Source organism: Streptomyces sp. NPDC054866, from assembly GCF_053610745.1.
In genome coordinates, this window is record NZ_JBSGZA010000004.1 from 90,697 (window position 1) to 103,348 (window position 12,652).

The window sequence follows — 12,652 nt, forward strand, 5'->3', positions numbered from 1 at the left end:
CGGAGCGCGCGTACGGGAGCGTCGTTCACTCTGCGCCGACGAGCCCCGCCTCGTACGCGAGGATCGCGGCCTGCACCCGGTTCTTGAAGCCGAGGCGGGCCAGGACCTGGCTGACGTACGCCTTCACCGTGCCCTCGACGACGTGCAGCCGCCCGGCGATCTCCGCGTTCGACAGACCGGCCCCGACCAGCGCGAGCACTTCGCGCTCGCGCGCCGTCAGCTCTTCGACGCGGGCCCGCGCGGTGGCCTGCTTGCCGAGCTGCCCCGCCCCGAGGTGGGAGATGACCCGCCGCGCGATCGACGGGGAGAGGTACGCGCCGCCATCGGCGACGGCCTGGACTCCGGCGATCAGTTCGCGCGGATTGCCGGACTTGAGGAGGAAACCGGCGGCTCCCGAGCCGAGCGCGCTCGCGATGTACTCGTCCTCGGAGAACGTGGTGAGCATCGCCACGGCCGCGTCGGGCGCGACCTTGCGCAGCTCGGCCGCCGCCTGGAGACCGTCGAGCCGGGGCATCCGGATGTCGAGGAGACAGACGTCCGGACGGTGCTTGAGCGTGAGGTCGACCGCCTCGCGCCCGTCGGAGGCCTCGGCGACGACCTCGATGCCATCGGCCGTGCCGAGGATCGCCCGCACCCCGGCCCTGATCATCGCCTCGTCGTCGGCAAGCAGCACTCGGATCATGCGAGCACGCTACCCCGGCGGTCCGGGACGGCGTCCGTGACTTTGTTCGTGACCTTACGAAAGCGCTTCGGGACCATACGAAAGTGCAGGGCAGGTGTTTGCGGTCGCCGTTCACCTGATGCTCATGAGTGTCCTGACCGTCGGCCTCGCGGCCATCGTGCGCAGTTCAGCCGGGGCCAGCACCGTGCTGTTCGTGCTGCTGCTCCCCGCGGCCTGGACGGCCGTGTTCCGAACTCCCTGAACTCCCCGAACGGAGACCGGACCTGTCATGCCCTCGACATCCGCTACGCCCCTGACGCCCTCCGCTCCCCCCGTCCCCAGCTCGTACGTCACCTCCATCGCCGACTCCGAGGAGCAGATCCGGGCCGCCCAGCGGTTGCGGTACCGCGTCTTCGGCGAGGAGATGGGCGCCGCGCTCCACACCTCCCTGCCCGGCCACGACGTGGACCCGTTCGACGACCTCGTGGACCATCTGATCGTCACCGACACCGCCACCGGCGAGGTCGTCGGCACCTACCGCCTGCTGCCGCCGGGGCGGGCCGAGCGGTCCTACTCCGACAGCGAGTTCGATCTGCGCGCCCTTGACGGACTGCGGTCCTCCACGATCGAGGCGGGCCGCTCCTGCGTGCACCCCGACCACCGCTCCGGCGCGGTGATCAACCTCATGTGGTCGGCGCTCGCCCGCTACGTCCTGCTCTCCGGCCACCGCTATCTGGCGGGCTGCGCCTCGGTGCCGCTGGGCGACGGCGGCAACGCGGCGTCAAGCGCCTGGCTGCTCGGCACGTCCAAGCACGCGTCCCCGCCCGAGCTGCGGGTGTATCCCCGGCGCCCCTGGGTGCCCACCGCGCCGACGGTGGAACGGCCGGTCTACGCCGATCTGCCGCCGCTGCTGAGGGGATATCTCCGCCTCGGTGCGTGGATCTGCGGGGCTCCCACGCACGACCCCGAGTTCGATGTCGCCGACTTCTTCGTCCTTCTCGACATGGACCGGCTCGGTGACCGCTACCGCCGCTACTTCCTGGGGGAGACGCCATGAGCCCCAGCCCCACGGGAGCCCCGGCGGCGCTGTGCACCCCGGCCTGCGTCACGCCATCGGCGCCGCAGGTTCCGCCGGCCGAACTGGCCCGCCGGTACGCCGCGTTGGCGTACGAGATCGGCATCGGCGTGGCTCAGGGCGAGCGGCTCGCCGGGCCGCGCGCGCTGCGGGCACGGGCCCGGGGGATCCTGGGCGCGCTCGGCATACGTCTCGAAGCGGGGCCCGAGCGGCTGACGGTGACCGGTTCCCGTCCCGGCACCTTGATCGTCGCCAATCACATCTCCTGGCTCGACGTCGTCAGCCTGCTCGCCGTCGAGCCGGTGACCGTCCTCGCCAAGCGCGAGGTGGGCCAGTGGCCGGTCATCGGCGCGCTCGCCCGGCGGGCCGGGTCCCAGTTCATCGACCGCGACGGACTGCGGCAACTGCCCCATGTGGTCGCGGATCTGGCGTCGACCCTGAGCTCAGGCCGCTCCGTCCTCGTCTTCCCGCAGGCCACGACCTGGTGTTCCGTCGCGGGTGGCCGCTTCAGGCGGGCCACCTTCCAGGCGGCGGCCGACGCGGGCGCGCCCGTACGGCCGGTGACCATCCGCTACTACCAGCACGGCACGCGCAGCACCACGGCCGCCTTCCTCGGCGACGAGACCTTCGGGGCCTCGCTGCACCGCGTGGCCCGCGCCAGGGGACTGACCGTGCGGGTCACCGCGCACGCCCCGCTGCGCGGCTCCGACCGGCGAGCGATGGCTGCGGAGGCCCAAGCGGCCATCGGGGCACATGAGTTGCCCGCTCATGTCTGAGTTGCCCGCTCGTGGCTGAGCCGCGGCGCGGCAGTCCTCAGGAGCCCCCGAGAGCCCCGATCGGTCGCACCTGAAGCTTGATTGACGTCAAGCGCGGCGTGTGTCGCGGGAACTCGGGCCCCTCCGCGGCCGACTCCTGAACAGGCGCGGGCGCGACGGTTCCGCGCTGTCGCGTTCACGAGTGTCAGGAGAGCGGCGATGAGCGATCGCCCCCAACTGCCCCTGCTCTGCGGGTTCCTCGCGCTGCTCGCGGTGATCTTCGCGGTGTCGTACGCCGTGGGGGATGCCGTCGGGCCGGTCGCACCCGGGATGCAGCGGAGCGAGACGGAGACTGGCAAGACTGACAAGGAGCCCGGCGACGGTGGCGGCGGGTCTCATGGGGGCGGAGGCATGGGGGACATGCACTCCGGCGGCGGCCGATGAGCGGATCCGTAGCGTCCGGAGCGGCCACCGGTGCCGCCGCCGACGTGGTCACCGACCTGGCCGTCGGCGGGATGACCTGCGGCGCCTGCGTGGCACGCGTCGAGAAGCGGCTCGGCAGGCTGGACGGCGTCAACGCGGTGGTGAACCTGGCCACCGGGCGGGCCAGGGTGACCCACCCGACAGCCGTCTCCCTCGGTGAACTCGTCGCGGCGGTCGAGCGAGCGGGCTGCACGGCGGAACCCGTCCGGCAGCCGGAGCGGGATCAGGAACGCCCACCCGCATCGGATTCCGTGCCGGCGCGCGACGAACACGTACGAGAGGAACACGTACGAGACGAACACGTACGAGAGGAACGCGTACGAGGTGAACGCGACCGCCTCCTGACCGTCGCCCTGCTCGCGGCCCCCGTGCTCCTCCTCTCGATGGTGCCCGCCCTGCAGTTCCGCAACTGGCAGTGGCTGTGCTTCGTGCTGACCGCGCCGGTCGCCGTCTGGGGCGCCTGGCCGTTCCACGCCCGCGCGCTGCGTGGCCTGCGGTACTCCGCGGCGACCATGGACACGCTCGTCTCGCTCGGCGTCGCCGCCTCGTTCGCCTGGTCCTCGTACGCACTCTTCCTCGGCGGTGCGGGCGACCCCGGCATGCGGATGCCGTTCAGCCTGCTGCCGACCGCGCCGGACGGGACCGCGCACATCTATCTGGAAGCGGTGGTGGGCGTACCGCTGTTCGTCCTGACGGGCCGGTACCTGGAGGCGCGCGCCCGGCACGGTACGGGCGCGGCGCTGCGCTCCCTGGCGAGCCTGACCGTCAAGGACGTCGAGGTCCGCGACGGCGACGCGGAACGGACCATCCCCCTCGCCCGGCTGCGCGTCGGCCAGAGCTTCGTCGTGCGGCCGGGGGAGCGGGTCGCCACCGACGGCGTGGTACGAGAGGGCAGTTCGGCCCTGGACCTCTCCCTGGTCACAGGGGAGAGCGAGCCCGTCGAGGTCGGCCCCGACGTCCCGGTGACCGGTGGCGCCGTCAACGTCGGAGGGCTGCTCGTGGTGCGTGCCACGGCGGTCGGTGCCGACACGCGGCTCGCCCGCATCACCCGCCTGGTCACCGAGGCACAGGCGGGCAAGGCGCGGGCCCAGCGCCTCGCGGACACGGTGGCGGGCGGGTTTGTGCCAGTGGTGCTCGCCCTTGCCGTCACGGTGCTCGGCTTCTGGCTCGGCGCTGGAGCCGCCCCGCAGTCCGCCGTGACGGCGTGCGTGGCGATCCTGGTCGTGGCCTGCCCCTGCGCGCTCGGCCTCGCGACCCCCACCGCCCTGCTCGCCGCCACCGGGCGTGGCGCCCAACTCGGCGTCCTGGTACGCGGACCGCGGGCCCTGGAGACCCTGCGGCACGTCGATGCCGTGGTCCTGGACAAGACCGGCACGCTCACCTCCGGGCGGATGAGCGTCGCCCGGGTCACGGTGACGGCGGACGGCATGGGGCGGGAGGACGTACTGCGGCTCGCCGGTGCGGTGGAGCGGGGTGCGGAACATCCGTTGGGCCGGGCGGTCGTGGCGTACGCGGGGCGGGACCGGGACCTGCCCCGGGTGAGCGGGTTCCGTGCCACGCCGGGCAGCGGGGTGAGCGGCCGCGTCGAGGGCTTCGCCATCGAAGTCGGAGCCCCCGAGGGCGAGTTGCCCGACGAGCTGGCCCTGGCGCTGACCGCTGCCGAAGCCGCCGCGCACACCGCGGTCGTGGTCCGCGTGGACGGCGCGGCCCAGGCCCTGATCGCGATCGGCGACGTCGTACGCCCGGGAAGCTACCGAGCCGTCGACCGGCTCCGCCGCCTCGGCGTGCGTCCGGTGCTCGCGACGGGGGATCGCGAGGCGACGGCCCGCGCGGTCGCCGCGGACCTCGGCATCACAGAGATCCACGCGCGCTGCACCCCCGAAGGAAAGGCCGACCTCGTAAGGGAGTTGAGGGAGGCGGGCCACAGGGTCGCTGTCATCGGGGACGGTGTGAACGACGCGGCGGCCCTCGCGGGCGCGGACCTCGGCATCGCCATGGGCGGCGGCACCGACGCGGCAGCCGGAGCCGCCGACGTCACGCTCGTACGCGGCGACATCGAGACCGTCGCGGACGCGGTCCTCCTGGCCCGCCGCACCCTGCGCACGATCCGGACGAACCTCGTCTGGGCGTTCGGCTACAACGCGGTCACCGTGCCCCTGGCGGCGGTCGGCCTGCTCAACCCCATGGTCGCGGCCGCCGCGATGTCGGTCAGCTCGCTCCTGGTGGTGGGCAACAGCCTGCGGCTGCGCACCTGGCGGCCGAGTCCGGTGCGGGGCGGTGCCGCACGGGCAGCACGGGCACGGAAGGGCGGAGGCGGCACGCGATGAGTGAGGACTTCCGGTCGGCAGTCGGCCGCCTCCGCGGCCCCCTGCTCGCCGCGCTCGCGCCCGTCACGGCGTGCGCTGTCGCGCTCGGTGGACTGACCACGTGGGTGGGCTCGGGCGGCGCGGGCAGGCCCGCGCGGATCGAGGTCGGGGCCGGACGGGTGTTCCTCCCGTTCGGGGAGACGGAGGACACCTCGGCCTACTTCCGCATCACCAACAGGGGAGCCTCGGCCGATCAGTTGACCGGCGTCACGTCCGGCTCCCCGGCCGCCGACGAGGCCATGCTGGGCCGCCATCGGACCACGGGCGGCGGGGCGGCGTACATGAGCGGCGCTGACTCGGTGGAGGTCCCCGCGCACGGGACCCTCGCGATGTCGCCGCTCGGTGTGGACGTGATGCTGCGGGCCCGCGGCCGGTGGCGGGTGGGCGACACGGTGCCGTTCACCCTGCACTTCCGGGACGGCGGCAGCATCCGGGCCGAGGCGGTCGTGGTCCGACCGTCTACAGAAGGAACCGACAGCCCAACATCTGCAACGACACAGGGAGTTGAGAAGAGATGAGCGCTGAGGAACCCGGGATCGGTACGGGCCGTCGTCGGCTGCTGCGGGGCGCGGTCGCCGGTTCGCTCGGCGCGGCCGGACTCGCCGCCGCGTCGGGCCGCCCCGCGCACGCGGCGGAGCGCGAGGTCTCCGGGGAGGATGACGCCTCCGGGCAGGGCGACGCCTCCGGACAGGACGACGCGCGGGCGCTGAGCGTCGCCGTGCTGCTCTACGACGGCTTCACCGCCCTGGACGCCGTCGGTCCGTACGAAATGCTGTGCCGCCTGCCGGGCGTCCGCGTGACGATGGTCGCCCGGCAGGCGGGCCCGGTCCGCACCGACACCGGCGAGCTGACGCTGGTGGCCGAGCGGGCCATGAGCGACGTCACCCGGGCCGATGTGCTGCTGGTGCCCGGCGGCGGCAACCGCGGGACCGTCGCGATGATGGAGGACGCCGACGCCCACCGGTGGATCCGCCGCATCCACCGCCGCTCCACGTGGACCACCTCGGTCTGCACCGGCTCCCTGATCCTCGGCTCAGCGGGCCTGCTCCGCGGACTCCCGGCCACCACCTACTGGGCGTCGCGCCCGTACTTGAAGGAGGTCGGCGCCGTCTACACCCCCGGCCGCTTCGTCGAGACCGGGAAGATCATTACGGCGGCGGGCGTATCCGCGGGCATCGACATGGGCCTGCACCTCGCCTCCCGCCTCTCCGGCGAGAAGGTCGCCATGGCGATGCAGCTGGCCGTCGAGTACGACCCGGACCCGCCGTACGACACGGGCAGTCCCGAGAAGGCCGACGCGGAGACGGAGGCGCTGGCCCTGAAGCTCCTGGAGGACTCCGCGCGCTGACCCCCCCTCTGGCTCTCCCCCTGTCTAGCCCTCCCCCTGGCTCCCCCCCCCAGGAGTCGGGGCGGAGTGCCGTCCAGTTCCCGCGGGTTGGTGTGCCGTGGCTCACACGGGCGGGGCGGGTGAGCGGGCCGGGTTCATTTCGCGTACCCGTCCGTGAAAGGAGTGGCGCGAATGCAAAGATGTCCCCGCCATGACTGCTGGGTGGTGTTCTCGCGCGGTACGGGCTGCGGTGTTCGCGGCCGCCTGTGTGCTGCTCGCTGCCCTGGGGCACGTCATGATGTCGGGGACCTCGGTGCCCTGGTGGACGCTGGGTGCCGGAGCCGTCGGAGTCGGCGGCACCGCGTGGCTGCTGGCCGGGCGCGAGCGGGGGCTGCCCCTGGTCGTCTCCCTTGCGGTGGCCGCGCAGGCCGCGCTGCACTCGGGGTTCTCCCTGGCCCAGGCCGCGGCTCAGCCCTCGGGCGGAGAGCCGCTCGTGCGGCGGTGGGTGCAGCACATGCTCTGCGCCGCGCCGATGCCGGAAGCGGGCGCGACGCCCATGCCGGCCATGCCCGCGTCTTCGATGGGCTCCTCCATGGAGCACATGGATCACATGGGCGGCGGCCACGACATGAGCGGCATGTCGCCGACCGGCATGCTCGCCGCCCACCTTCTCGCCGCGCTCGTCTGCGGCCTCTGGCTCGCGCACGGCGAACGCGCGGCCTTCCGTGTCGCCCGTGCCTTCGCCGGGTGGCTCGTCGCCCCGCTGCGGGTGCCTCTGGCGCTGCCCGCGCCCGCACACCGGCCCCGCATCCGGCCCCAACGCCACCGTGTGGCGGGCCGGCCGCGGCAGTTGCTTCTGGTTCACGCCATCACTTCTCGGGGTCCGCCCGCGGGGACCGCTGTCGCCTGACAGCCGGCTCCCCGACGCCGTTCCCGCGCGCCACATCGCGCTGCCGGGCGGCTCGGGCATCGGTCGTACGCACTCGCGCGCGGCCGTACCCCCCTCACCGGACCCGCCGACGCACGTACGCAGGTACACGCAGGTACACGCACGTACTCAGGTACGTACGGCGCGGCTACGTACGGCGCGTCCCGGGTCCCGGACTCCCGAGAAGGACACCAGGTGATCATTCCTGCCCTGCCCAGCTCACCCGACGAGTCGATAACGGCCTGGGCGCTGGCCGCCCGCGCCGGAGACCCCGAGGCGGTCGAGCACTTCGTACGCGCCCTGCACCGGGACGTCCGCCGGTACGTGACGTACCTCGGCGGCGACCCGCAGGCCGCCGACGACCTGACGCAGGACACGTTCCTGCGGGCCCTCGGCAGCCTGCACCGTTTCGAAGGGCGCTCGTCCGCCCGTACGTGGCTGCTGTCCATCGCCCGGCGCGCGGTGATCGACAGCCTGCGGCACGCCGCGGCCCGGCCCCGCCTCTGCGACACGGACGACTGGCAGTCGGCCGCGGAGCGGGCCCAGCCGAGGGGCCTGCCGGGCTTCGACGACGGCGTGGTCCTCGCCGACCTCCTGGCGACGCTGCCCGACGAACGGCGTGAGGCCTTCGTCCTCACCCAGCTCCTCGGGCTGCCCTACGCGGAGGCCGCGCTGCTCACTGGCTGTCCGGTGGGCACGGTCCGCTCGCGCGTGGCGCGGGCGCGCATCTCGCTGATGGAGCGATTGCGCGAAGCCGAGCGCCCCGCGCTGGCGGGCGCCGCGGCCTGACACCCCGCGCGGCCGCCCGGCTGTGACGCCGGGCGGCCGTCATCCCGTTCGGTCGGTGGCGATGGGCCGTCCGGCCTGCTCGGCCTGCTCGCCAAGCGTGAGGGCCCAACGCCTTGCGGTACTGCCCCGCCCGACGGGCGTGCTCGGCGGCCCCCCGGGGCAACCCGTCCATCGGCTACTGCAAGTCCAGGGCGGGGAGGTCGCCCCCTCGAAGACCGTCGCTGGCTGCATGTTCGGTGACGGTCCGGTGATCGACGCCTGGGGACTCAAGTGCCGCTCGGGCGACGTCATCCGGGGCGCGGGCCCGGCGCAGAAGTTCCGCTCGGACATTCCGTGGATCGGCGCTGGTCCAAGGCCTTGAGCTGCGCCGGGGTGAGGCGGTCGGGGCCGGCGCAGCGCAGGGCCTCGGTCAGGCGGTCCGGGGGCCAGCCCAGTGCGGTGGCCAGGCGGTGCGACGGGAGAGGCGCGCCCGCTTGCCGCAGCGCGGCCAGTACGGTCAGTGCGTCGTCGACGGCCCCGGAGCCGCCGCTCATGTCGTCGCTGAGGGTCGCGAAGAACTCGCTCATGTGGGCCAGCCGGGCGCCCGCGGGCGTCGCCGCGTCGAGGACGTCGACCCCGCGCCGGGCTACCTCCGCCCACATCGCGTGCTTCCGGGCGCTCGTCAGCCAGGCCTGGAGCCAGACGTCGTCGTCGATGACGTAGTGCTGGCGGCGGTGGCCGGGCTCCCGTACGCGGCGGATCACCTCGAGGCTCTCCAGATAGCCGATGGCCAGGGACACCGACGCGGGGCTGACCCGCAGCCGCTGGACCAGGTCGGCGGCGGTGAGGCTGCCGGAGTCGTCGGTGATCAGACGGGCGAGCACCCGCGCGGCCATGCGGGGAACCCCCGTCCTGACCATGAGCGCCGCCAGCTCATCGGCGAAGTCGCGTACGGCGTCGGGGTCGCGTCCGTACGCGTCGGGAGGCGTGGCCGGGTCGCGGTGCGGGACCCGCCTGCGGCGGCGGGCACGCCGCTCGGTGGCGAGATGGGCGTGGTCGACGCGATACCCCTCGGGCCCGCCGTTGCGGGCCACCTCGCGGCTGACGGTCGAGGTCGGTCTGTCGATGCGCCGGGCGATCTCGGCGTAACCGAGCCCCTCGGCGAGGCCCGCGCCGATGTCCCGGCGGTCCTGGTGGGTGAGCCTGCCTCCCGGCACGGGTGTCGACCTCCTTGCGTTCAACGGCAAGTCCATTGCAATGAATCCCCGGATTTCCCCAACTGGAGAGCCCACTCGTCCAGTTATTCATTGAAGAAGGATTGAACGCAACATAGCTTCGCCGGTATCTACACGGACTGGGGGAGGAGTTGACGTGACGGCGACGAGCGAGGACGTCGTGCTCGATGTCGAGGGACTGCGCATGCGCTACGGCACGGCCGACGTGCTGCGCGATGTGACGTTCCGGGCGCGGCACGGTGAAGTGCTCGCCCTGCTCGGGCCGAACGGGGCGGGCAAGACCACCACCATCGAGATCATGGAAGGTTTCCGCATGCGCTCGGCGGGCCGGGTCCAGGTGCTCGGAACGGACCCGGCGCTGGGCACCGAGGCATGGCGTGCGCGCATCGGGGTCGTCCTGCAGTCCTGGCGCGACCACGGCAAGTGGCGGGTGCGTGAGCTGCTCGCGCACCTCGGGACGTACTACGCGCCCTATTCCACCGGCTCGATCAGGCGGCCGTGGGACACCGATGAACTCATGGCGGCGGTAGGCCTGACGGCGCACGCGGGCAAGAAGATCAAGACGCTGTCCGGCGGGCAGCGGCGCAGGCTGGACGTCGCGATCGGCATCGTCGGCCGCCCCGAACTGCTGTTCCTGGACGAGCCCACCGCGGGCTTCGACCCGGAAGCCCGGCGGGAGTTCCACGCACTCGTCCGCCGCCTCGCCGACGATGAGGCGACCACGATCCTGCTCACCACGCACGACCTGCACGAGGCGGCCAGACTCGCGGACCGCATGATGATCCTCGTCGGGGGACGGATCATCGCGGACGGTTCGCCGGGCGATCTAGCGCGGCGGATCGCGGGCGATGACGAGGTGCGCTGGACGTGCGGCGGACGGCGCTTCGTGAAGTCGACGCCCGAATCGACCGCGTTCGTCCGCGAGTTGTTCCGCGAGTACGGGGACGCCGTGGGCGAACTGGAGGTCCGCAGAGCCTCGTTGGAGGACACCTACCTGGCGCTGGTACGGCGCCAGGGCGAGGCCGAGACGCGTGCGAACGCGACCGCGAACGCGAAGACGGTCGCCCTGTGAACGCGACGAGCGTGGCGGTACGGGCGGGCTCGGCCCGGGGTCTGATCGAACTGCGGCAGTCGTTCACCAACGGCGGCGACGTGGTCTCCCACCTGCTCTGGCCGGTGCTGATGCTGACTGTCCTGTTCTTCATGCGGGACACGGCGTTCGGCACGAGCGGACTCCTGCTCGGCACCCTCGCCCTGCCGAGCATCCTCGGCATGAACGCGGCGATGGGCATGGTCAGCATGAGCCAGGCGCTCACCGCCGAACGCGAGGACGGCACCCTGTTGCGCGCCAAGGCCACGCCGAACGGGATGCCGGGCTACCTCATCGGCAAGGTCGTCTCCGTGGCCGGCGGCCTGCTCGCCGACCTCGCGATCCTGGTGATCCCCGGGGTCCTGATCGTCGAGGGCCTCGCGATCGGAGGCCCCGGCTCCTGGCTGACACTGGCCTGGGTGCTGGTCCTCGGCATGGTCGCGACGCTTCCCATCGGCGCGATCCTCGGCTCGGTGTTCACCAGCGCGCGCAGCCAGGGCCTGATCCAGCTGCCGGTCATGGCCATGATCGCGATCTCCGGCATCTTCTACCCGATCACCGCCCTGCCGGACTGGCTGCAATGGGTCGCCCAGGCGTTCCCCATCTACTGGCTCGGCCTCGGCATGCGCTCGGCCCTGCTGCCGGAGAGCGCGGCCGGCATCGAGATCGCTGACTCCTGGCGGCACTGGGAGACGGCCGGGGCGCTGGGCGCCTGGGCCGTGCTCGGCCTGCTGGTGGCTCCCGCCGTACTGCGCCGGATGGCACGCAGGGAGTCGGGCTCCAACGTGGCGAAACGCCGGGAGAGGGCGCTGCGGCGGGTGGGTTGAGGAGACGCGCCCGCCGGACCCGCGGGCCCATCGCCGGGCCCGCGGGTCAACACCGCCCTCCCGGCGGAGCGTTACAGCATGGGCAGTTCGATCGCCGGGCAGCGGTCCATCACCATCTCCAGGCCCGCCGCCCGCGTCCGCCCGTACGCCGCTTCGTCTATGACGCCCAGCTGGAACCAGACCGCCTGTGCGCCGATCGCGACGGCTTCATCGGCGGCCTGACCCGCGAGGGCGCTGTTGAGGAAGACGTCGACGACGTCGATCTTGAACGGCACCGCGGAGAGGGACGGGTAGCCCTGCTCGCCGTGCACCGCCTCGGCCTTCGGGTGGATCGGGACGATGCGCTTGCCGTAGCGCTGCAGGACGCCCGCGACCCCGTACGCCGCTCGCTCCTCGTTCGTGGACAGGCCCACGACCGCCCAGGTGTCTCCGAGCTCCGTCAGGATCTTGCGCACTGTTGCCGGATCGCCGTACACGTCCCGCTCCTTCTGCCGCCGTTGGTCGGATGACTGCGCGATGACGTGTACGTCGAACGCGTACGTCAGACGCGTACGTCAGACATTCACGCCGAAGTCCGACGCGATGCCGCGCAGCCCACTGGCATAACCCTGGCCGACCGCGCGGAATTTCCACTCCGTGCCGTGGCGGTAGAGCTCGCCGAAGACCATGGCGGTCTCGGTCGACGCGTCCTCGGTCAGGTCGTAGCGGGCGATCTCCGCGTTGTCCGCCTGGTTGACCACGCGGATGAAGGCGCCTCGGACCTGGCCGAAGCTCTGGCCGCGGTTCTCGGCGTCGTGGATCGACACCGGGAAGACGATCTTCGTGATCTCGGCGGGCACCTGCGCGAGGTTCACCTTCACGGCCTCGTCGTCGCCCTCGCCCTCACCGGTGAGGTTGTCGCCGGTGTGCTCGACCGAACCGTCGGGGCTCTTGAGCTGGTTGTAGAAGATGAAGTGCTGGTCGGACAGGACCTTCCCCGAGTCGTCGCAGAGCAGTGCGCTGGCGTCGAGGTCGTAGTCCGTGCCGGTGGTCGTGCGGACGTCCCAGCCCAGGCCGACCAGGACGGCGGTGAGGCCGGGGGCCTCCTTGCTGAGCGAGACGTTGCCGCCCTTGGCCAGGGAAACTCCCACGATGTCC

The 12,652-nt window shown here is 72.6% G+C and carries 14 protein-coding genes; 10 read left to right on the forward strand and 4 right to left on the reverse strand.

The annotated features are described in order from the left end of the window. Window positions 1-25: 25 nt before the first annotated feature. Window positions 26-682 carry a response regulator gene (locus tag ACWGI2_RS21135; protein WP_453696875.1) on the reverse strand — a complete coding sequence of 219 codons (657 nt, stop codon included), beginning with the start codon at window positions 680-682 and terminating at the stop codon, window positions 26-28. Between the two features lie 268 nt (window positions 683-950). On the opposite strand from ACWGI2_RS21135, the gene ACWGI2_RS21140 reads away from it, so the two are divergent. From ACWGI2_RS21140 to ACWGI2_RS21175, 8 genes are all read left to right on the forward strand, one after another. Beyond that, window positions 951-1,718 (forward strand): GNAT family N-acetyltransferase, encoded by a 768-nt coding sequence (locus tag ACWGI2_RS21140; protein ID WP_453696876.1) that lies wholly within the window; start codon window positions 951-953, stop codon window positions 1,716-1,718. Further along, window positions 1,715-2,512 carry a lysophospholipid acyltransferase family protein gene (locus ACWGI2_RS21145; RefSeq protein WP_453399956.1) on the forward strand — a complete coding sequence of 266 codons (798 nt, stop codon included), beginning with the start codon at window positions 1,715-1,717 and terminating at the stop codon, window positions 2,510-2,512. The genes ACWGI2_RS21140 and ACWGI2_RS21145 overlap by 4 nt, the downstream gene beginning before the upstream one ends. 198 nt (window positions 2,513-2,710) lie before the next feature. After that, window positions 2,711-2,935: a hypothetical protein gene (locus tag ACWGI2_RS21150; RefSeq protein WP_453696878.1), complete on the forward strand. Its 225-nt coding sequence runs from the start codon at window positions 2,711-2,713 to the stop codon at window positions 2,933-2,935. Continuing rightward, window positions 2,932-5,301, forward strand: a complete 2,370-nt coding sequence (locus tag ACWGI2_RS21155; protein WP_453696879.1) for a heavy metal translocating P-type ATPase — start codon at window positions 2,932-2,934, stop codon at window positions 5,299-5,301. Before ACWGI2_RS21150 ends, ACWGI2_RS21155 begins: the two co-directional genes overlap by 4 nt. Further along, on the forward strand, window positions 5,298-5,858 hold the full coding sequence (locus tag ACWGI2_RS21160) for a copper chaperone PCu(A)C (RefSeq protein WP_453696880.1): 561 nt from the start codon (window positions 5,298-5,300) through the stop codon (window positions 5,856-5,858). The genes ACWGI2_RS21155 and ACWGI2_RS21160 overlap by 4 nt, the downstream gene beginning before the upstream one ends. After that, complete coding sequence (locus ACWGI2_RS21165; protein ID WP_453696881.1) at window positions 5,855-6,688, forward strand: DJ-1/PfpI family protein; 834 nt, start codon at window positions 5,855-5,857, stop codon at window positions 6,686-6,688. Before ACWGI2_RS21160 ends, ACWGI2_RS21165 begins: the two co-directional genes overlap by 4 nt. 190 nt (window positions 6,689-6,878) lie before the next feature. Continuing rightward, entirely contained in the window at window positions 6,879-7,577 is a 699-nt protein-coding gene (locus ACWGI2_RS21170) for a hypothetical protein (protein ID WP_453696882.1), read from the forward strand. Window positions 7,578-7,790: 213 nt separating this feature from the next. Beyond that, on the forward strand, window positions 7,791-8,384 hold the full coding sequence (locus ACWGI2_RS21175; RefSeq protein ID WP_453399950.1) for a sigma-70 family RNA polymerase sigma factor: 594 nt from the start codon (window positions 7,791-7,793) through the stop codon (window positions 8,382-8,384). Between the two features lie 287 nt (window positions 8,385-8,671). On the opposite strand, the gene ACWGI2_RS21180 is transcribed toward ACWGI2_RS21175, so the two are convergent. After that, a complete protein-coding gene (locus ACWGI2_RS21180) occupies window positions 8,672-9,580 on the reverse strand; it encodes a helix-turn-helix domain-containing protein (protein WP_453696883.1) in 909 nt (302 codons plus the stop codon). Between the two features lie 202 nt (window positions 9,581-9,782). Between ACWGI2_RS21180 and ACWGI2_RS21185 the strand changes: the two genes are divergently transcribed. Beyond that, window positions 9,783-10,670: an ABC transporter ATP-binding protein gene (locus ACWGI2_RS21185; protein WP_453400042.1), complete on the forward strand. Its 888-nt coding sequence runs from the start codon at window positions 9,783-9,785 to the stop codon at window positions 10,668-10,670. Further along, on the forward strand, window positions 10,667-11,515 hold the full coding sequence (locus ACWGI2_RS21190; protein ID WP_453696884.1) for an ABC transporter permease: 849 nt from the start codon (window positions 10,667-10,669) through the stop codon (window positions 11,513-11,515). The genes ACWGI2_RS21185 and ACWGI2_RS21190 overlap by 4 nt, the downstream gene beginning before the upstream one ends. Window positions 11,516-11,586: 71 nt before the next feature. Here ACWGI2_RS21190 and ACWGI2_RS21195 read toward each other — a convergent pair whose 3' ends face one another. Both ACWGI2_RS21195 and ACWGI2_RS21200 read right to left on the reverse strand, forming a co-directional pair. Further along, complete coding sequence (locus ACWGI2_RS21195; RefSeq protein ID WP_453399947.1) at window positions 11,587-11,991, reverse strand: CoA-binding protein; 405 nt, start codon at window positions 11,989-11,991, stop codon at window positions 11,587-11,589. A 78-nt stretch (window positions 11,992-12,069) separates the two neighbouring features. Next, window positions 12,070-12,645, reverse strand: coding sequence for a TerD family protein (locus ACWGI2_RS21200; protein WP_453399946.1), 576 nt, complete (start codon window positions 12,643-12,645; stop codon window positions 12,070-12,072). Window positions 12,646-12,652: the final 7 nt, after the last annotated feature.

What these genes read in the sequence shown, in the direction of transcription:
- ACWGI2_RS21155 (WP_453696879.1), top strand. Translation starts at nt 2,932, where the DNA reads ATGAGCGGATCCGTAGCGTCCGGAGCGGCCACCGGTGCCGCCGCCGAC.
- ACWGI2_RS21160 (WP_453696880.1), top strand. Translation starts at nt 5,298, where the DNA reads ATGAGTGAGGACTTCCGGTCGGCAGTCGGCCGCCTCCGCGGCCCCCTG.
- ACWGI2_RS21185 (WP_453400042.1), top strand. Translation starts at nt 9,783, where the DNA reads ATGCGCTACGGCACGGCCGACGTGCTGCGCGATGTGACGTTCCGGGCG.
- ACWGI2_RS21135 (WP_453696875.1), bottom strand. Translation starts at nt 682, where the DNA reads ATGATCCGAGTGCTGCTTGCCGACGACGAGGCGATGATCAGGGCCGGG.
- ACWGI2_RS21140 (WP_453696876.1), top strand. Translation starts at nt 951, where the DNA reads ATGCCCTCGACATCCGCTACGCCCCTGACGCCCTCCGCTCCCCCCGTC.
- ACWGI2_RS21150 (WP_453696878.1), top strand. Translation starts at nt 2,711, where the DNA reads ATGAGCGATCGCCCCCAACTGCCCCTGCTCTGCGGGTTCCTCGCGCTG.
- ACWGI2_RS21170 (WP_453696882.1), top strand. Translation starts at nt 6,879, where the DNA reads ATGACTGCTGGGTGGTGTTCTCGCGCGGTACGGGCTGCGGTGTTCGCG.
- ACWGI2_RS21165 (WP_453696881.1), top strand. Translation starts at nt 5,855, where the DNA reads ATGAGCGCTGAGGAACCCGGGATCGGTACGGGCCGTCGTCGGCTGCTG.
- ACWGI2_RS21145 (WP_453399956.1), top strand. Translation starts at nt 1,715, where the DNA reads ATGAGCCCCAGCCCCACGGGAGCCCCGGCGGCGCTGTGCACCCCGGCC.